Origin of the sequence: Parapedobacter lycopersici, assembly GCF_024643285.1 — a bacterium.
GTDB lineage: Bacteria > Bacteroidota > Bacteroidia > Sphingobacteriales > Sphingobacteriaceae > Parapedobacter > Parapedobacter lycopersici.
On record NZ_JAMSLW010000008.1, the window covers coordinates 82,530 to 103,441 of the forward strand.

12 protein-coding genes are annotated in these 20,912 nt (G+C 52.5%); 3 read left to right on the forward strand and 9 right to left on the reverse strand.

The features are described from left to right. Positions 1-23 precede the first annotated feature (23 nt). The 3 genes from uvrA to dxs all read right to left on the reverse strand — a co-directional run bounded on the left by uvrA (position 24) and on the right by dxs (position 6,666). Positions 24-2,825, reverse strand: a complete 2,802-nt coding sequence (gene uvrA, locus NEV57_RS15445; protein ID WP_257659250.1) for an excinuclease ABC subunit UvrA — start codon at positions 2,823-2,825, stop codon at positions 24-26. Between the two features lie 156 nt (positions 2,826-2,981). Next, positions 2,982-4,631 carry an alkaline phosphatase PafA gene (pafA, locus tag NEV57_RS15450; protein ID WP_257659251.1) on the reverse strand — a complete coding sequence of 550 codons (1,650 nt, stop codon included), beginning with the start codon at positions 4,629-4,631 and terminating at the stop codon, positions 2,982-2,984. A gap of 106 nt (positions 4,632-4,737) precedes the next feature. After that, entirely contained in the window at positions 4,738-6,666 is a 1,929-nt protein-coding gene (gene dxs, locus NEV57_RS15455) for a 1-deoxy-D-xylulose-5-phosphate synthase (RefSeq protein ID WP_257659252.1), read from the reverse strand. Between the two features lie 182 nt (positions 6,667-6,848). Here dxs and NEV57_RS15460 point away from each other — a divergent pair, with 182 nt between their 5' ends. After that, positions 6,849-7,613, forward strand: a complete 765-nt coding sequence (locus tag NEV57_RS15460) for a segregation and condensation protein A (RefSeq protein WP_257659253.1) — start codon at positions 6,849-6,851, stop codon at positions 7,611-7,613. A gap of 29 nt (positions 7,614-7,642) precedes the next feature. Here the strand turns inward: NEV57_RS15460 and aat are convergent, their stop codons facing one another. The 4 genes from aat to NEV57_RS15480 all read right to left on the reverse strand — a co-directional run bounded on the left by aat (position 7,643) and on the right by NEV57_RS15480 (position 12,679). Further along, the gene (gene aat / locus NEV57_RS15465; protein ID WP_257659254.1) at positions 7,643-8,278 is read right to left on the reverse strand and encodes a leucyl/phenylalanyl-tRNA--protein transferase; all 636 of its coding nucleotides are present in this window, start codon (positions 8,276-8,278) and stop codon (positions 7,643-7,645) included. Positions 8,279-8,520: 242 nt separating this feature from the next. Beyond that, entirely contained in the window at positions 8,521-8,901 is a 381-nt protein-coding gene (gene rbfA, locus NEV57_RS15470) for a 30S ribosome-binding factor RbfA (protein WP_257659255.1), read from the reverse strand. Between the two features lie 107 nt (positions 8,902-9,008). Further along, positions 9,009-10,334 (reverse strand): PhoH family protein, encoded by a 1,326-nt coding sequence (locus NEV57_RS15475; RefSeq protein ID WP_257659256.1) that lies wholly within the window; start codon positions 10,332-10,334, stop codon positions 9,009-9,011. Between the two features lie 1,139 nt (positions 10,335-11,473). After that, complete coding sequence (locus NEV57_RS15480) at positions 11,474-12,679, reverse strand: BT3233 family polysaccharide utilization protein (RefSeq protein ID WP_257659257.1); 1,206 nt, start codon at positions 12,677-12,679, stop codon at positions 11,474-11,476. A gap of 150 nt (positions 12,680-12,829) precedes the next feature. Here NEV57_RS15480 and argH point away from each other — a divergent pair, with 150 nt between their 5' ends. Both argH and abc-f read left to right on the forward strand, forming a co-directional pair. Then, on the forward strand, positions 12,830-14,161 hold the full coding sequence (gene argH / locus NEV57_RS15485; RefSeq protein WP_257659258.1) for an argininosuccinate lyase: 1,332 nt from the start codon (positions 12,830-12,832) through the stop codon (positions 14,159-14,161). A gap of 138 nt (positions 14,162-14,299) precedes the next feature. Continuing rightward, positions 14,300-15,892, forward strand: a complete 1,593-nt coding sequence (gene abc-f, locus NEV57_RS15490) for a ribosomal protection-like ABC-F family protein (protein WP_257659259.1) — start codon at positions 14,300-14,302, stop codon at positions 15,890-15,892. Between the two features lie 150 nt (positions 15,893-16,042). Here abc-f and NEV57_RS15495 read toward each other — a convergent pair whose 3' ends face one another. After that, positions 16,043-17,542 (reverse strand): SusD/RagB family nutrient-binding outer membrane lipoprotein, encoded by a 1,500-nt coding sequence (locus NEV57_RS15495; protein ID WP_257659260.1) that lies wholly within the window; start codon positions 17,540-17,542, stop codon positions 16,043-16,045. 11 nt (positions 17,543-17,553) lie between these two features. Beyond that, a complete protein-coding gene (locus tag NEV57_RS15500; protein WP_257659261.1) occupies positions 17,554-20,901 on the reverse strand; it encodes a SusC/RagA family TonB-linked outer membrane protein in 3,348 nt (1,115 codons plus the stop codon). Positions 20,902-20,912: the final 11 nt, after the last annotated feature.

Consider the following 20,912-nt stretch of genomic DNA (forward strand, 5'->3'; position numbering starts at 1 on the left):
ATTGTTAAAGCAGGTTGTTCAGGTCAAACGGTAAGGTACCCTTTTAGGTAATGGCCCGTATGGGAGTCGGCCTGTGCAGCCAGCGCTTCCGGCGTGCCTTCAAAAACCAGCCGCCCGCCCTGTTCGCCTCCCTCGGGTCCGATATCGATCACCCAGTCGGCGCTCTTGATCATATCCATATTGTGCTCAATAACCAGGATGCTGTTGCCCTGTGCAATAAGCGCGTCGAAAGATTTCAGCAGTTTTTTGATGTCATGGAAATGCAGCCCGGTGGTGGGCTCATCGAAAATAAACAACGTGTTTTTACTGCTGTTCCCCTTGATCAGAAAAGAAGCGAGCTTAATGCGCTGTGCCTCACCCCCGGAAAGGGTGCTGGACGACTGGCCCAATTTGACATAACCGAGGCCAACGTCGGCAAGGGGCTGTAACTTAGCCCGTATTTTTGGCTGGTCCGCGAAGAATTCCAGCGCCTCATCGACACTTAGTTCCAGCAGGTCCGCCACGTTTTTTCCGTTCCAGGTAACATCCAGCACATGCTGTTTGAAGCGTTTTCCCCCACAGGCCTCACAGGGCAATACAATATCAGCCATGAACTGCATTTCGATCTTCACTTCCCCTTCTCCCTGGCAGACGTCGCAGCGCCCTCCCTCCACATTGAAGGAAAAGGAGGCCGGCTTCAGTCCGGCAGCTTTTGCGGCGGGCTGTGCGCTATACAATGCGCGCACCTCGTCCCAGGCCTTTACGTAGGTCACCGGATTGGAGCGCGACGAACGCCCGATGGGGTTCTGGTCAACCAGTTCCACTTGCTCCACGCGCTGGATGTCGCCATCCATGCTGTCGTAACGTCCCGTCTGTTCACCCGAGTAGTTGCCGGTGGCTTTCTGCAGTGCCGGGTAGAGAATCCGCTTAACCAGCGAAGTCTTGCCCGAACCCGATACACCCGTAACCACGGTGAATACATGGAGCGGAAAACGGACATCGATGCCTTTCAGGTTATTTTCACGGGCGCCCTTCACTACGATCGCGTCGTGCCACTTCCGGCGGCTGGCCGGTACGGGAATGCGGTCCCGGCCACTGAGGTAGCGGCCGGTCAGGCTATTTTCGTCGCGGAGAATCCCTTCATAAGTGCCATTGAAGATCAGCTGGCCGCCGTGCACCCCCGCTTCGGGACCGATATCAATCAGGTAATCCGCTGCCTGCATCATCTCCTGCTCATGCTCCACAACCAGTACGGTATTGCCGACATTCCGAAGGGATTTCAGCACGCCGATGAGCCGCTGGGTATCTCTTGGATGCAGCCCGATACTCGGTTCGTCAAGTACATAAATGGACCCGACCAGTGAGCTTCCCAGCGACGTGGCCAGGTTGATGCGCTGTGACTCGCCGCCGGAGAGCGTATTTGACAGCCGGTTGAGCGTAAGATAACCCAGCCCCACATCGCTGAGGAACTGGAGCCGGTTCGTGATCTCCGCCAGCAGCCGCCTGGCAATGGCAGCCTCGTTTTCGGTTAATTCGAGTGCATGGAAAAATGCCAATGCCTGGTCAAGCGGCATCAGGACCACTTCCGATATGGATTTACCGTTGATTTTTACATAGGCGGCATCCTTGCGTAACCGTGTGCCGTTGCACTCCGGGCAATCGGTTTTCCCCCGGTAACGGGAGAGCATGACGCGGTATTGAATTTTATAGGTCTGTTCTTCCAGCTCTTCGAAGAACTGGTTTAGTCCCCTGAAATAACGGTTACCTGTCCACAGCAGCCCCTGCTGGTCCGGGGTCAGGTCGGCATAAGCCCGGTGAATCGGAAAATCAAACTTCGTGGAATGCTGGATCAGCTGCTGCAGCCATTCGCCCATTTTTTCGCCGCGCCAGGGTGCAACGGCACCATCATATACCGACCGGCTCTTGTCCGGAATCACGAGGTCCGGATCAATGCCGATAACCCGTCCATAACCCTCGCAGCGTTTGCACGCTCCATAGGGGTTGTTAAAGCTGAAAAAGTTCGGGGTAGGTTCTTCAAAGGTTATATCGTCCAGTTCAAACCGGTCGGAGAAGGCATGTACAGTCTCCAGCGCCGCTACGTAACAATCGCCCTTTCCCTCAAAAAAGGCCGTCTGTACAGAATCGGCAATCCGGTTCCGCGTATCTTCCTCGGCGTCCACGGTAATGCGGTCGATCACGATCTGCAGGTCACCTGATTTGGCTGTCGGGTTTTCCAGTGTCTCATCATCGAGCAGCGCTTCAATTTTATGTGCCTGCCCCTGATAAATGACCCGCACAAACCCTTTCTGGAGTAAAATAGCCAGTTCTTCCTTTAGCTTGCGTTTGTTGGTAGGGTGCAACGGTGCACTGACGGTAACCACGGTGCCCACGGGCAGTCCGGTGATAAAATGGGTGACCGAGGTAACGGTATCTTTCCTGACCTCTTGTCCGGATACCGGGGAATACGTTTTTCCGATACGGGCATAGAGCAGTTTGAGGTAATCGTAAATTTCGGTGGAGGTACCTACCGTAGACCGCGGGTTGCTGGTAATGACCCGCTGCTCAATGGCAATAGCCGGAGCGATGCCTTTGATGTAGTCTACCTCGGGCTTGCCCATACGCCCCATAAACTGACGCGCGTACGAGGAAAGGCTTTCGACGTAACGGCGCTGCCCTTCGGCATACAGGGTGTCAAAAGCGAGGGACGATTTGCCCGAGCCCGACATGCCTGTAATGACGACAAGTTTGTTCTTTGGAATGGCTACGTCTACATTCTTTAGGTTATGTACACGTGCGCCTTTAATAATAATATGGGTTCTGGGGTCGAGCGTCGCTACTTCATTCATACGGATAAACCACCGGTAGGGAATGTGATGTATAGGGTCCTACAGATCGCGTATACAAAAATACGGAAAGTTGCCCGCTTCTAAAAAAATTAGGATCATAACATGCCGATTCCCCGGCATAACCAGGCCGTCGTGCCGGGGAATCGGTGTTGTTATTTAATTTCCAAGCACTTCCTGGATAGGCTGTCCGATATTGCCGTTGGGCTCTTCGATACGGAGCAGCGCGGCAAGCGTGGCTGCGATGTCGGTCATGTGTGTTTCGCGGTTGGTCTGGCCATGCTTGATGCCCCAGCCCATCCACACCAGCGGGATATGGGCATCATAGGAACCCCATGTGCCGTGGGTGCCGCCGGTGGCTCCCGGCGAGCCGCTGTACCATTGCGGTTCAAGAATGATCTGGATCACGCCGCTGCGTTTGGGGTTGTACCCATTAACGATCCGCTCACGGATACGTGCGGGAATGGTGGCGTGGGCCGCTTCCTCCATGTCAATGGCGAAAGCCACACCGTCTACCCGGCGCAAAAAGTTGATTGCGGCCGTTTTGATTGCCTGCTCATCCAGTTTATTTGCACGGATGACATCGTAATTCAGGTTGGCCTGGTAGTTCATGAAGTTACGCACGATATTGTCCTGCCCGAACTCCGCGGCCAGCGCCGAATTGAGGTCTGCCAGCGTACTGCGCGTATCGAAGTAGCCCGCGTTGCCTTTTTTATCCATAAAGAACTGGGCATTGTGCGACGCACCGTGGTCGGCGGTCAGGAATACGGTATATTCTCCCTTGCCAACGTTGCTGTCCAGGTAATCAAACAGTTTTTCCAGTTCGGCATCCAGGCGCAGGTAGGTATCCTCAACCTCAATCGAATTCACCGCAAACTGGTGGCCGACATAATCGGTGGATGAAAGGCTGACCGCAAGGAAATCCGTGAAGCCACCCGGATTGCGGCCCAGCTGCTCATGGGTAATGGCAGCCTTGGCCAGGTCGAGCGTAAGGCTGTTGCCAAACGGCGTATTGCGGATGAGTCCCGGTCCGTTAGTTTTAACCAGTTCGTTCAGCTTTCTGGGGAATACCGGCCGTTCCTCGCCCCGGAACTTTCCTTCGTACCCATTGTCGTCTTCCACGCTCTGCGTGTAGGTGTCAATGGGGTATAGCGTATTCCAGTCTTGCTGGAGGTATTTTTCGGTCAATTTCTGTGCATTGAAATCCTGCACCCATTTCGGTAATTCTTCCATGTAAAATGAGCTGGAAATCCAGTTGCCCGAACTCCCTTCAAACCAGTAAGCCGCGTTGGCAAAATGCCCGGCCGGCAAAATGCCACCGCGGTCCTTTATGGCAATGCCAATCACTTTGGACCGGAAATTCGTGGCCAGCTTAAGCTGGTCTGTAATGGTGGAAGTCAGCAGGTTTCTGGGCGACATCTTTCCCTCGTCTGCCGTGGTGCCTACCCCATGCACGTGGTCGTCCTGAGCGCAATACATTGATTGGCCGGTTTGCTGGATAATGAATTCATTGCCGGCGATGCCGTGAATGGCGGGTACGCTGCCGGTATAGACCGTGCTGTGTCCGATTGCCGTTACGGTGGGCACATAATTAATATACGTGTTCTCGCAGGTGAACCCGTCGTTAAGCAGCCGCTTGAATCCGCCGTCTCCATACCGCTCATAATACCGGTACAGGTAATCCCAGCGCATCTGGTCGACCATGATGCCGACGACCAGTTTTGGCCGGGGAATGGTTTCCTGTGCATAGGAGGAGCTAATAAAAAGAGTAAGGATAAGGATCCAGCTGGTTTTCTTAAAAAAATTCATTTGTTTCATTATTAAGCCAATAGGGATATGACTGGCTAAATTACTAAAACCATCCTGCTTTGCAAGTTATTTTACCGTGATGAATATGTGAAATAGGTTTACCGGCTTACCCGACCATCCCGTCCGCTTTGCGGACGGTCGCCAACGCACGTGCGTGGGTGGCAATAGCCGCTGCGTCGTAACCGCATATTGCCCATAGCTCGTGTTGCTCGCCATGCTCGACCACCTCATCGGGAATACCCAGCCGTACCACGGTCGCCTGGTATTGGTGGTCGGCCATAAACTCCAGTACCGCACTGCCCACACCGCCCTGCAGACAACCGTCTTCAATGGTGATGATTTTACTGTACTTGCCAAAAACTTCATGCAGCAGTGTTTCGTCCAGTGGCTTGGCAAAACGCAGGTCGTAATGTGCCGGAAAAATACCTTCCTCATTCAGCGTCACGCAGGCTTTTACTGCCTCGTTGCCGATGTGGCCGATACTCAGCAGGGCAAGCTCTTCGCCGTCACATATTTTCCGGCCTTTCCCCACTTCGACCGCACGGAGTGGACGGCGCCAATCCGGCATCACGCCCTGTCCCCTTGGATAGCGGATCACGAACGGACCCCTGCCGTCCTGCTGGGCAGTATACATCAGGTTCCGCAGCTCCTCTTCATTCATCGGAGCGGAAACCGTCAGGTTGGGAATGCACCGCATGTAAGCCATGTCGTATGCGCCGTGATGCGTGGGCCCGTCGGCTCCGGCAATACCTGCACGGTCCAGGCAAAACACCACATGCAGGTTCTGGACGGCTACATCGTGTATCACCTGGTCATATGCCCGCTGCATAAAACTGGAGTAAATATTGCAGAACGGCACCATGCCCTGCGTGGCCAGTCCAGCGGAAAAGGTAACGGCATGCTGTTCGGCTATCCCCACGTCAAATGCCCGGTTGGGCATGGCCTTCATCATGATGTTCATGGAAGAACCCGACGGCATGGCCGGGGTGATGCCCATGATTTTATCGTTTTTTTCCGCCAGTTCCACCAGCGTATGCCCGAACACGTCCTGGTATTTGGGCGCCGCGGGTTTGTCGGGTTTGGATTTTTTAATCTCCCCCGTAATCTTATCAAAAAGTCCGGGTGCATGCCAGGTGGTCTGGTCCTTTTCGGCCAGCGCGTAGCCTTTTCCCTTTACGGTGATGCAGTGCAGTAGTTTAGGACCCGGGATATCACGCAGGTCGTTCAGCGTGCGGACAAGCCGTTTGACATCGTGACCGTCTACCGGCCCGAAATAGCGGAAATTGAGTGATTCAAAAAGGTTGCTGTTTTTCAGCAGGGTACCTTTGATGCTCTTCTCAATTTTCTTGACGAGCCCGAGCGCATCCGGCCCGATTTCGGAGATCTTGGTCAGCACATGGGCAATATCGTCGCGGAATCGATTCCACGGCTTGGATGTAGTAATGTTGGTCAGGTATTCCTTGAGCGCGCCGACATTCGGATCGATTGACATGCAATTGTCGTTCAGGATGACCAGCAGGTTGGACTGTTCGATGCCGGCATGGTTCAGCGCTTCAAATGCCATGCCTGCGGTCATGGCGCCGTCGCCGATGACAGCCACATGCTGCCGGTCGGTCTCTCCTTTATAATGCGAAGCTACTGCCATGCCCAGCGCGGCGGAGATGGAGGTGGAAGAGTGACCTACCCCGAATGCATCGTACTCACTTTCGTCACGTTTCGGGAAACCGCTGAGACCCCCCAGTATCCGGTTGGTATGGAACTGTTCTCTCCTCCCGGTCAGTATTTTATGGCCGTAAGCCTGATGGCCGACATCCCATACCAGCTGGTCGTACGGCGTATTGAGGACGTAATGCAGCGCAACGGTCAGTTCTACTACCCCGAGACTCGCGGCAAAATGGCCGCCGTGTACAGATACCACATCGATAATGTACTGACGCAGTTCACGGCACAGCTCCGCCAGATCACGTTCGTTGAGCTGCTTGATGTCTGCAGGTGTGTGGATGTTTCTTAGTAGTTTTCCGGCTTCAATCTCCATATTTGCCCAGATTTGGAAAATCGGTACAAAGTAACTAATAATTATTGATACCGCGTCGTTTAAATTGTAGCTGGCAAGCAGGCGCTGTAATAATGGGAAAACAGGAAAAGGAAGGGAATGTTTGGTGATTCACCGAATAGCATACAATAGGTTATCGCCCAAATGCTTACTTTTGAACCGGCATGCAACCCGATGAAGGTTATGAAATAAAGCTTCCCCAATTTGAGGGACCCTTTGATTTGTTGTTGTTCTTTATTGAACGCGACGAATTGAATATCCACGATATTCCCATTGCCAAAATCACCACGGACTTTCTGGGTTACATCCAGCAGATGCAGGCGCTAAACATGGAACTCGCCAGTGAATTTATCGTCGTGGCAGCCACGTTGATGCGCATTAAGGCCAAAATGCTGCTGCCGCGTCCCGAGCTGGATGAAGAGGGCAATGAAATCGATCCCAAGGAGGACCTTGTCCAGAAACTCGTACTGTATAAACAATATAAGCTGGCGGCAGCGGAGCTGGAAGCCTTTGCGGAAGAACGGGCAAAATTATTCCGCCGCGGGAACCTGGCGGCCGACCTTCTCCTGGCAGCCGATCAGGCGGATATGGGCGACGAGCTGGCGACACTGGATCTGTACCGGCTGATGGTGATGTATGAGAAACTGATGTACAGCTACGGCAACCGCAGCAGGGAGGTACGGCACACGGTTGAGAAATATCCCTATACCATCGAACAGCAGAAGAAGGCCATCGCCTCCTTGTTGGAGATAAACCAGCAGCTGGATTTCAGCCTCGTCGTGAAAAACTCAGCCAATAAGGTACATTTTGTCTATAATTTCCTGGCGATCCTGGAAATGCTGCAGCAGCAGCTATTGGAGTTACAGGTGGGCCTGGGCTTTAATAATTTCTGGGTTTCCGCAAAAGAAAGGAAAGAAGCGGGCCCCTGATCCGTTTTGAAAAGGCCGGCGTCGGAGGGTCAGCCTGGTTGCAGGATGCTCAAATACTGCTTCCGGGCTATCATCCTTGCGCCGAGCGAAGCCAAATGGTCGGTATACACCTGACAATCGATCAACCGGTATCGCGCCGTTTCGCACAGGGCAATCAGCGCGGTTTTAGATGCGTTCGCACGGAGGCTGAACATGCTTTCTCCGCAGAAGACATGACCTACAGCAACGCCATATAAGCCGCCCGCGAGTTGACCTGCGTGCCAGACTTCCACGGAATGGGCATGGCCTAATTGATGTAACACAATGTAGGCTTCCTGCATTTCCCGGGTAATCCAGGTACCATCCTGCCCCGGCCGCGTGTGATTGGCGCAGTGCGCAATGACAGATCCAAAAGCTTGGTTATGGGTTACTTCAAATATCCCCGAACGGTATACTTTTCGCATGCTTTTGCTGATTTTCAGTTCTTCGGGGAAAAGAACGAAGCGCTCGTGGGGGGCGTACCATAGGATGGGTGTATCGTCGCTGTACCAGGGGAAAATCCCCTGCCGGTACGCCATCAGCAGCCGATCGGGCCGCAGGTCACCGCCTACGGCAAGCAATCCGTCCGGTTCGGCCAGTGCGGGGTCTGGAAAAGCGATGTCGTCGGTATCGAGTCGGAAAATCATTTCAGCGGTAAAGATAACGATAACGGGTCGAAACGAACGATGCGGGAATCGCTCGGAAAAGGTGTGAAACTTCTTCGGGATGAGTCCACCATGTGTCCACGGTGAGTCCACAGTGAGTCCACGTTAACGCGAAGGAATTGCGCATGCACCCCGTACCTACCCTGCACACAGGGTGTGCCCATTACGAAGCAGTCCGGTAGCGGTCTGCAGACATGGTCGGGGGAATCCGCGCAACACAGGAGTTATTCGTCGGTGTCCGGTTGCCGGGGTTCCTTGCTGATTTTATCGAACAGTTTATCCATGTGTTCCACATATTCGTTGGTGTCATCCAGAAAAAACTCCAGCTGTGGTACAATCCGAGCCTGGTTCTTAATGCGGGCACCGAGCTTATAGCGGATTTCGCCGGCATGCGATTTAATATTAATCAGGTCCTCCTTTGCGGTCTTGATATGGAGAAAGCTCAGGTATACACGGGCGATGGCCAGGTCGGGTGTTACACGCACGCGGGTGACCGTAATAAATGCGCCCGGAGCCCAGGTATTTCCTTCGCGCTGGAAAAGTTCACCCAGATCCTGCTGTATAACGCCGGCAAACCGTTGCTGCCGCTTGCTTTCTGTGCTCATGATTGCTGTTCTTTTTACGTGTAAACTGGAAGAAAGATGGCCGGTCTGGCCCGTAGGCCGATGCCGTGTTCATCGATTCCCAGCCGGTCATACAAAGGTAGTGAATTTTACAACAATTCGTTGGCGAGGTTGGCCAGTTCGCTCCGCTCGCCCCGCTGCAGGGTGACATGCGCATAGCGGGGATGGTTCTTTACATTTTCGATGAGGTAGGACAGGCCATTGCTTTCCGCATCCAGGTAGGGCGTGTCGATCTGGTAAATATCGCCGGTAAAGACAATTTTAGTGTGTTCGCCGGCCCTGGAAATAATGGTTTTGATTTCGTGGGGAGTCAGGTTCTGCGCCTCATCCACGATAAAGAAAATCTTGGTAAGGGTACGGCCGCGGATGAAGGCCAGCGGTGCAATCGCGATTTTTTCCGTAGCGATCAGCTCATCAATTTTCGCGGTCATCCGGTCATCATCGGCATACTGTTCCTTGATGAAACGGATGTTGTCCCAGATCGGCGCCAGGAACGGGTCGGTCTTGGACTTGGCATCGCCGGGCAGGAACCCGATTTCCCGGTTGCTCAGCGGAATGACGGGGCGGGTGATGTAGATCTGACGGTAGTTTTTCCGTTGTTCCAGGGCGCTGGCCAATGCCAACAGTGTCTTTCCTGTGCCCGCATTTCCCTGGATGCTGACGAGCTGGATATCGGGATTGGCGAGTGCGTGCAGGGCGAAGGCCTGCTCCGGGTTGCGCGGCTTGATCCGGAATACCGGGTCGGCGGTTACCGGAATAAGCGTGTGCGTGCGCCGGTCGTAAAATGCGTTGACCTTTTTGCGGCCGTGCATGAGGCTGTAAAACTGATTGGCCCCGGGGTGGTCCAGCGGCAATGAATCCGCGGGCACGGCGGTTTTATGCTTCAGGGTGTCGATCAATGTTTCGGGGATATTCTTCGCCGTGGTCTTTCCCGTATAAAGGGCATCCACATTTTTTATCTTGCCGGTCTCATAATCCTCAGCGGCTAGGTTCAGGGCCTTGGCCTTCAGCCGCAGGCAGATGTCTTTGGATACCAGCACAACCTGTTTGCCCGGGTTTTCCTCCATGAGCATGAGCGCGGCATTGATGATCTGATGGTCGAACTTGCTGTTGCCAAAAATCTGCTCCGCATCCAATCCTTTGGGCCTGCCCGACAGGATGACCTTGAACTTTCCCTTAACCTGGCCTTTCAGGTGGATCCACTGGTTGATCAGTTTTTTCCGGGATAGCTGATCGATCATCCGGATAAACCCACGTGCTTCAAAATTCCGGGTCTCATTCCCGCCTTTCATGTTGTCGAGTTCCTCCAGCACCTGGATGGGAATGGCCACGTCATGCTCCTGGAAGTTATTCAGTGCATTGTGGTCATAGAGGATGACGGAAGTGTCCAGTACGAAAATTTTACGGGCAGCCATTCGTTGTCATTTAAGTGTGCTGAAGGAGGCATAAAATTACAATTTAATACACTCCGGGGAGGCGTTTTTGTCATTTTTTTTAATATATCTTCCGGTATTGGGAAGAAATCCAGCGGTTTCCGAAAACTTAAATTAACCTGAAATGTTAATAAACTAAAGATGTAGTGATGTGAATAACGCGGATTGGATTGCCATTAAAAGCGTTTGAAGCCTGCCAATGGATAAAAGCAATGTGGAAAAGCAGTGGAATTAAAGTGGAAAAGGTGTGTATAAAATCAAGCATTTTTTCTTGACAGGTAAGGATGAAGTGCTTACATTAGTTATATCAAGTACGAAGTTCTTTGAATCGCCCAACAGGCATCCGCAAAATGAAAACGTAGCCGAGAGGTGAAAATTTCTGGATCGCTTACAGCAGATGATAGGTTCCGAAGCGTAAATGCTGAAGGAAGTTTGTCCGAGACAATTTTTCGAAATTGTTGACCCGTCAAATGCGAAACATTGGGATTGCACTGCAGCTATATACGCTACGGCGCATAATGGCGAAAAGCAATTGCATTTACGAATACCGTCTTTTTAGAAGGATATTGACGAAATGCCGACGAAGCACAGACGACTTGTACCTCGATTATAGCTATGGCTGTAATTAAGGTTAAAACGGAGTTTCCAAATCGAAAGAAGCGGAGCTCCGTTTTTTTATTTCACCAATTCCTGATCCCCCCGGCTGTTACCCGGCCACTTTTTACTTCTGTTATATATCAATTGACCCCCTGCTGTGCGGTTGCCATGGGCAGGTACGGGACCGGCTTGCCGGTTACCTGCAAAAAAAAGACGGCAGGAGATTTGAATCTGCCTGCCGCTCTATTAGGTTTATAATTGGTTAGTGATGGTTTCCAGATTATAGACTTGGCGGTCTTCATTTATGCTTATAATATCGAGTAACGTTGTCTTAGTCTGGCCAATGGAAAAGCAACTTGTCTGTTACATTCCCATCTGGTGAGTACAAACGTATAAATATAAATTATTATCGCAAAAGGTTTTTTGAAAAATAAGTAAGTGGACACTTACATCTGTCTTTTTGCTATATCAATTTAGCAACTCCTGCCGCTGTTTGCGGGCAACTGCCTGCTGCTGGTTCCGAATTATAAAAAAACCGCAGTTAACGGCGACGTAAGCCGCCTGGAAAAATCACGGAGATAGTGTTCCCATGCTTCGGCTGTCTTAAAATGCCCGCTTTTTTCCCAGGCAAAACCAGCATAGAAAGTGGCCTCGTTATGCACGGGGGTTGTGAAGACCAACAGGTGGCTCTGGTCCCGGGCTTCGGTTCGGTAGTCCCTGAATCCGCTGACACGCGACGGATCCATCACGATAGCCGTTCCCAGCCACGAATCGTCCATAGGCTCCCAATAGCGGAACCAGCCGGCTTTGCTATCGGCATTCACCTCGCCCTGTTTATCGTGGAGTGTTATCCCCGCCACGATATTGGGGACGGGCTTATCCGCCCGGATCCGTTCAGTCACCCTGAACAGATGGCTGCCCAGGTCAAGGCTGATCCGTTTGGTTTCCATCACGGTGCGGCCATTGGCGTCCCAGGGGGCATAAGTGAGCTCGAAAATGGTTCTTAAGGGGCCCTCTGCGATTGTTTTGGCGCGAATGAAATGGGACGACACAAATAGCGAATCATCTTCCCATATGCCGGTGCCACCCAATCCACGGCTGGCGCCCACCTGATACGGATCGTATCCTTCCCCGGTATCTATATGATAAGCGCCTTCCCGTTCCGCATTATTTTTATACCACCTGTTAATGATGGGATAGCTGACGCGCTTCAGAAAAGCATCAATGCCGCCACCCGGCGGTTTCCTGGCATTGGCAGCGGTGTCCTGCAATCCGTAAATCCGGAAGGCCACCCGGTCGTTTTCCCATGCATAGTCGTTCTGCCGCTCGGGCACGAAGCGCGAGTAAGCGGCAGGGGTATTATTGCCGGGGACAGCCGTAGCGGCGTCACCGGTGGTTTCCAAAATAAATGTTTTTGTTTCACCGGGGCCGATTGATACGAGGAATAACAGCTCGTCTGTTTCGCCATCCAGGTTATTGTCGACGGCCTGTGACCGCAGGTAGGTGCGCTGATCCGATTCCCGGGCCTGCACGTAACTGATGCTGTCCGCAGGGATAAACCGGCGGACTTCGTCCATTGGGATGCCGACAATTTCATCGACGCGGGGAATATCCAGGTGATTGGTAACCGTAAATGACTGCGAGCGCGTTGCTCCGGGCAGGCCCGCGAGTAAAAAACCAAGCAGGGCGCCCAAATGTGTTGCCGGATGTTTCATGGGATGTGTCATCATAAATCGGGATTATCGGTTAAAGTTACGCAAGAATTGGACCGCATGTCGTATTATATCGGGAAAATGACATAGAGAATTCCTATTTTTACCGTCCGTTACAGCGGGCTGCCACACGCAAAAGCAGGCAGACCGGCAGCTAAAGGCAAAAAAATGAAAATCTGGCAAAAGAATACGGATGTAAACCAATTGGTGGAAACGTTTACGGTGGGCAACGACCGCGTGCTTGACTTGCAGCTGGCTGAGGCCGACGTACTGGGGTCGCTGGCACACACCCGGATGCTTCACCGGATCGGGCTGCTGGGTGATGCCGACCTCGACGCGGTGCAGCAGGGGCTGAAGGCGATATACCGCGAAGTGAAGGCGGGCGAGTTTACCATAGACGACCATGTGGAGGACGTACACTCGCAGGTGGAGCTTCTGCTGACCAAACGCGTTGGCGACGCCGGAAAAAAAATCCATAGCGGCCGTTCACGGAACGACCAGGTGCTGGTAGACCTGAAGCTGTTTTTCCGCATGGAGATCGAGAAACTGGTGGGTAACGTGCAGGCATTGTTTACGCAGCTTATCCACCTGAGCGACACACATAAAGCCGTATTGCTGCCCGGTTATACACACCTGCAGATTGCTATGCCTTCGTCGTTCGGGCTGTGGTTCGGCGCCTATGCGGAAAGCCTGGTGGACGACCTGGAGATGATGCATGCCGCGTGGAACGTGTGCAACAAAAACCCATTGGGTTCGGCGGCAGGCTATGGTTCTTCCTTTCCGCTCGACCGTACAATGACCACGGAACTGCTGGGGTTTGCCGACTTGAATTACAACGTGGTGTATGCGCAGATGGGGCGCGGCAAGACGGAACGGCTGCTGGCCCAGGCCATGAGTGCTGTTGCGGCTACGCTGGCCAAACTGGCTATGGATGTCTGCCTGTACATGAATCAGAATTTCGGGTTCATTTCCTTTCCGGACCACCTCACAACCGGATCGAGTATCATGCCACATAAGAAAAACCCGGATGTGTTTGAGCTTGTCCGCGGGCGATGCAACAAGATCCAGGCGTTGCCCAACGAGATCGCATTGATGACGGCCAACCTGCCGTCGGGCTATCACCGTGATCTCCAGTTACTGAAGGAAAACCTGTTCCCGGCATTCCGCTCGCTGAATGAATGCCTGGAAATCACAGTATTTATGCTGGACCATATCCGGATAAATGACCGGATTCTCGATGACCCGAAATACGATTACCTGTTCAGCGTGGAGGTGGTTAATGAAGAGGTGCTCAAGGGCGTGCCCTTCCGTGAAGCATACCGGAATATCGGGCTGGCCATTGAGAACGGCACCTATAAGCCACAGAAAGCGGTAAACCATACACACGAGGGCAGCATAGGCAACCTCTGCAACGATGCGATCAGGTTGGCTTTTGACCGCGTGGCAGGATCGTTTCGTTTCGGGGAGGTGAATGCGGCCCTGGACCGCCTTATTCAGTGATGTTTTCCGTAAAATTTGTATATTTGCAGCCGCAATAATTAAATCTTATATGTAAGCAATCATTTCTTTCGGACAAAATCAGGTGGCGGGAAGCGTTTCCCTTCCATCAGTTGTTGACCCCTTCACTGGAAAGAAATTATGCTTACATTACAACACATTACCTATTTACATCCCGATAAAACGCTGCTGTTTGATGACATCAGCCTTTCGATAAATCAACGCGAGAAAGTCGCCCTCATTGGCAATAATGGCTGCGGCAAGTCGACCCTGCTCAAAATCATTGCCGGTGAACTGCAGCCCGCCGGCGGCCAGCTGGACCGGGGCGGGCCGTTGTATTATATGCCGCAGGTATTCGGGCAGTACAATGAGCTGACCGTTGCCCAGTCCCTGGGTATCGCCGACAAGTGGAATGCCCTGAACGAAATCCTCAATGGCAACGTAACAGAAGCGAACCTGGAACTGCTGGACGACGACTGGACGATCGAGGAGCGTTGCGCGGAGGCCCTGCAGCATTGGCAGCTGGGCCGGCTTGACCTCGCCGGAAAAATGGAAACGTTGAGCGGCGGCCAGAAAACGCGGGTTTTCCTCGCGGGGATTTTCATCCACCGGCCACAGCTTATCTTATTGGATGAGCCGAGCAACCACCTGGATATGGACGGAAGGCGGTTGTTATATGACTTTATCCGCAATACGTCGAGCACCCTGCTGGTGGTCAGTCACGACCGTAAATTACTGAATCTGCTGGATACGGTAATGGAATTGCACCGGAACGGGGTTACGGTGTACGGTGGAAATTACGACGCCTACGCCGAGCAGAAACAGCTGGCCAGCGAAGCGCTGAACCAGGACATCAGGAACAGGGAAAAAGCCCTGCGGAAAGCGAAGGAAAAGGAGCGGGAAACGTTGGAGCGGCAGCAGAAACTGGATGCCCGCGGAAAGCAGAAGCATGAAAAGGCGGGCGTTGCCCGGATCATGATGAACACCCTGCGCAACCACGCCGAAAGCAGCACGGCGAAAATCAAGGGTGTGCATGCCGAAAAAATCGGAAACCTTTCGCAGGAACTCCACGAGCTGCGGGCAACGGTGTCCGATACCGATAAGATGAAGATTGGGTTCGACGGCTCGGCATTGCACCGGGGCAAGCGGCTGTTTGCCGCCGAGGACGTGAATGTCAGGTATTGCGATGTTCCGCTCTGGGCCACCCCCATGACATTTCAGCTGGCCAGCGGCGAACGGGTTGTGCTGAAAGGAGCGAACGGTTCGGGCAAAACGACACTAATTAAGCTGGTCCTCGGTGATCTGGAGCCGGCATCCGGAATCGTTTACCGGGCAACCGGCCATACGGTATATGTCGATCAGGATTACTCCCTGATTGACAACCGGCTGAGTGTATACGAACAGGCACAGCGGTTTAATACCGGAGCGCTGCAGGAGCATGAAATAAAAACAAGGCTTAGCCGGTTGCTTTTTCCGGAGGAGGACTGGAATAAACCCTGTAGTGCATTAAGCGGCGGGGAAAAAATGCGGCTGACGCTCTGCTGTCTGACCATTCAGCAGCTTTCACCCGATATCATCGTGCTGGACGAGCCCACCAATAACCTGGATATCCAAAGCGTAGAGATACTGGTTTCCGCTATTAACGCCTACCAGGGAACCCTGATCGTGGTGTCACACGACGACTATTTCATCGAACAGCTCCGTACGGACCGGGTTATTGCCCTTGAAATGTAACGGAGCGGCCTTGATTTTTTAACATGTCTTAACATTTCAGCGTGAATTAAGGCATGCAATTTGATCATTTATCCGTATCATATTTAGGTTTATAATTGGTTAGTTAGAAAAGCCCTGATCCTCCCCGTTTCAGGGCTTTTCATTTTTTAATCAGTTTTTATCCCACCATACCCGCGATAAAAAGGAGTCCCCATCGGAAAGCCTGCTCACCGCCGCTGCATAGTTAGCTGAATTCAGCTCGGCCTCTTCTGCGGAATAGATTCCTCTCCGGGGGATTTCGCCATTGGTGGAACCCGGATTTGGCCCGGGGGTAAGCCTGGGGTAACCGGTGCGGCGCCACTCGGCAAATGCTTCCATGTTTCGGCCGAAGAGGTGTATCCACTTCTGAATGGCAATTTTTTCCATTTTCTGCTCGCTGGTCAGTCCGGCAAAGCCGAGTACCCCCGCCTCGTAATCAGCCGGAATAGCGGAGAGGTTATAAGGCGGTACCGCAAAAGCGGCTTTTACCCCTTCTATAAAAAAAGCATGGGCATCAGCTTCGGTGGCGCCCCATCCTAACAGCGCAGCCTCCGCCTTATAGAAACAGATATCTGAATAAGTCATGGCATAGCTCGGAATCGGCGGAAAGGTCCGACTGAACCAGGTGTCGGTATTCGGTGTGGAATAGTTTGCCCGGATCAGCTGGGAAAGCTGATCATCGGTTAATGCGACGCCGATGCCCTGGTATACCTGATTGCCGTTGATGGTTACCGGCTCGGCCAGTAAGGGCAGGCGGGGATCATCATAAGCCTTCAACTGGTCAATTAACGTATTGGCCAGGTACCTGAGATCCGAGCTGCCGGTTATCGACTGGCGGAGGATGGGATTCTGGTTTTCCGCCTGGGCATCGTTAAATGTAGGTATGGCTGCATTATCCTCGTTGGAAGCCAAAAGCCCGTAGTCGGACCCCATCGCCTCCTCAACGGTCTGTTGTGCCAGTTCCGGATTGGCATAGCGGATACGCATCCCCAGCCGAAGCTTAAGCGAATTGCCGAATTTTTTCCATTTATCAATATCGCCGTCGTAAAAAAAGTCGGATGAGCCATACGACTGGTCGCCTACGGTCAGGCTGGCCAGTGCCGCATTCAGGCGATCAATCAACGCCGGATAAATGGCTTCCTGCGGATCAAACTTCGGTGTACGGTTGATTTCCGTGTGGGACCGGGTGACTTCCGAGAAGGGAATGTCGCCGAATAGATCGGTCAGCCGCTGGTAAAGATACACTTCATAGATGGATGCAATAGCCAGTTTGCTGCGGCCGGCGGGTTCATTTTCCAAACCGGCGAGTTCTTCCCTGATCTGGATGATGTTGCGCAGTAATACATAGTGCTGTGACCAGATCAGGTTTTCCGGCCCTTCGAAATAGCGGGAAACAGGCACTACCGGCCCTCCGGCCCAATGCTGAATCCATGAACCGAATTTGTTGTTCGGCACTTCACCGGATTCCTGGAATGTGCCATCGCGCAGTATGCGGGAGAATAACAATCCCGGATCAACGGCGGTGACGGACGTTGGCGGTGTATTGATCCTTTCGAAATCCTTTGTGCACGACGATATAACGCCGGCGATCACCCCGATATAGATAAGCTTGGTTAAAAAACACGTTTTCATAATTTGTAATCTTAAAATCCTACGGATAAGTTAACGCCGAAATTGCGCATCATGGGTAGCGAGGTAGATTCGATACCGATAGACGAATTATCGACATTGAAAGCCGCCCCTTCGGGAGAAAAGCCATCTGTTTTGCGCTGGAAATAAAACAGGTTTCTTCCATAAACCCCCAATTTGGCGGATTTAACAACCTTATTCGGCAACAGCCTCGCGGGCAATTGATAAGTGAGGTTTATTTCGCGCATGGCGATGTAACTCATGTCGTTGATCATCTCCTCGGATACCATCACCTCTTTGTCGCTGGCTACCATGTTCCAGTAGTCCTGCGCCGCAACCGGCTTACTGTTTTTTACACCGCTGTTTACCCATTGCCCCGAACCGTCCTGACTGGCAACATATCCGTCGGCCACATACGTGCCGTCGCGCCCCGGAAGTGTCCTGTTTGTCGTGCCGTAGATTATCTGTTCGCGGTTAGACTGGGAAAAGATGACCCCGCCCTGGCGGATATCCACCAATGCATAGAGGCTGAATCCTTTATACCTGAAGGTATTGCCGAAACCGCCGAGCCAGTCCGGCTGTGCATTACCCAGATCGGTTTCCACACGGCCGGTTGTGCGTAACGGGAGCCCGGTATCCGGATCGATAAGCCGGTTGCCCGCTTCGTCCTTGATCCAGGCAAACTGCGTTCCGATCAGCTGTCCAAATGGTTTGCCCACTTCGGCGACCACATTAATACCCCTGTCGGTTGCCAGCAGGAATGTCTCTACTCCCGGATACAATGATTCTACCTTATTCCGGTTCCGGTTAAAGTTGAACACCGTATTCCACTCAAAACCTGATTCCGTCCGGATGGGGGTAGCGCTCAGCATAAATTCAAATCCTTTATTGCTGATTTCACCGGCGTTGATGCGGTTGCGGACGAACAGACTTGAGGGTGAAATCGGTACGTCAAGGATCTGGTTTTTCGTATTTGCCTCGTAATAGGTGAAGGACAGGGCCAGGCGGTTCCGCAGGAAGTTTACGTCGGCCCCTACTTCAACAGAGGTTGTCAGTTCATTTTTTAAATTGGGGTCGGGTATGATCTCGGTATAGGATGCCATGGGCACCCCACCGTGTGTATACTGACTTAAGCTATATGTTCCGGTTAACTGATAGGGGTTGCCCGAGCTTCCGGCCTGGGCCCACGATCCGCGGATTTTTAAATAAGATAATACATCCGATTGCCATTTGAAGGCATCCGACAGGACGAGGCTGGTGCTTACTGAAGGGTAGAAAAAGGAGTTGTTGTCCTTCGAAAGGGTGGATGACCAGTCGTTTCTTGCGGAGAAATCAACAAACCAGTAATCCCGGTAGCTGAACTGCCCGGAAAGGTAAGCTGAATTGATCTGCGATTCAATTAAATTGAACAGGTACGAGTTGGTTGTCGTGTTATTGATCACGAATAACGAGGGTACAATAAACTGGTTCCCCGTATTTCCGGTTAGCCGAAGGAAACGGCTCTGGTGGCTGCCGCCGACGTTGAAGTTCAGTTTTATGTCGTCGGACACCTCGAAATTGGATGTGGCAAGGATATCGTAGTTGTTTTCGCGGGAACGGATAATCTCTTCCCGGATATCGCCCTGTCGGTTCAGGCTTTGGTAGGTGCCGATGGGCCGGTAGCGGAACCGCTGGTCCGTATAAAAATCGGTGCCTCCTGTCGCCGTTACCGTAAGCCAGGGCGCAAATGTATACGAAAGGCGTAATAGCCCGATGAGGCGATCCCGTCTATCCTCGTTGTGGTTCTCGTTCACGGTCCAGTACGGGTTGGCGGTTGAACTGTTTGTCGCATATGTTTTCTCAAGCCCTTCGAACACATTGGAAAAACCGAGCTGCCGCTGCACTTCTTCGGCGGTCCATTTGTATTGCGACATGATGCCATTGCTCAGGCTCCGCGGCTGGCTGATCAGTAAATAGGCCGGGTTGTCGGCTGCATCGGATAGGGTCGGCCGATTTTCCGCGTTTTGAATAATGTAATTCGCTTTTAAATCGATCTGGAACTTGTCGGTTATTTTGCCCTGGGTACGTAAACTGAAATTGTTCCGGTTTAGCGTATTCGTTGGGATGTAACCATTAACATGTGTATTGGCATATGAGAAGCGATAGTTCAGCCGATCGTTACCGCCATCTACACTGAGGTTATTAATAAATTGCTTTTCAGTCTGGAAGAATGATTCGTATGTGTCGGGCTGCGGGGTAAGATTTAGGATGTTTCCGTATTGATCCTCATAAGGCTGGCCCTCCATCCGTGCACCCCAGCTTGCGCGCGCGGTACGGTCGCGACCGGCACTCATTTTGGGCATACCCTCAAGTCCTCCGGCGATGGCTTCGGCCATGGAAATGATGCTTCCATCCGCTTTGCGGAAATGGGTAAAAGTACCATTGAGCCCCTGCCCGTATTCGTTCTGGAAATCCGGCAGGATCAACGCGTTGCCTATCGCATAGTCTGTATTGTAGTTAATGCTTGTCCGTCCCGCACTTCCGGACTTCGTGGTGATCAGGATGACGCCGTTGCTGCCGCGTTGGCCGTATAGCGCGGCGGCATTCGGCCCTTTTAATATGGACATGCTTTCAATGTCATCTGGATTGATGTTGCCGATGCCATCGCCGTAATCCGTGCCGCCCCATTGACTGGCCGGCGAAAGATTTTGGTTGTCAATTGGTACGCCATCCACCACGTAAAGCGGTTGGCTGTTTCCGATGAGCGAATTGTTGCCCCGGATCACCACTTTGGCTGAACCTCCCGCACCGGAGGCGGCGCGGCTGACCCGTACGCCGGCAACTTTGCCCGATAGTGCGTTGGCCACATTCGTCTCTTTTCCCTGCATGAGTTCTTCTCCTTTGATATCGGCAACGGTATATCCCAGTGCTTTTTTACCCCGTTTGATGCCCAAAGCGGTAACGACTACTTCGTCCAGTTCCGCAGCATCCGCTTCAAGCGATATGGTGATGGCTACCTTATCGTTGGCGGCGATGCGGTAATTGGCAAGTACCTTCGGTTTGAAGCCGATAGAGCTTACGGTAATGGTATAGCCCTGCCCCTCGGGTATTTTTTCGAAGACGAATGTGCCATCATCCGCGGTTGTTGTCACCCGCTTTAAATCGGTTGCTGCATTTTCCAAGGTTACGGTGGCGGCCAGGACTGGCCGGTTCATACCATCGCGGACAACGCCGCTTATCGTGGCCGAGGTTTGCGCAGAAACTTGCTGCTGCGCGAGCGTAAGGACCATGAGGAGTCCCAGGAAACATTTTCCCCGCGTGGCTTTCAATAAGGGTACCAACCAGGTATGGGTTGGGTACTTGTTACGTGAAAAAAGGTTCATAATTTATGTTT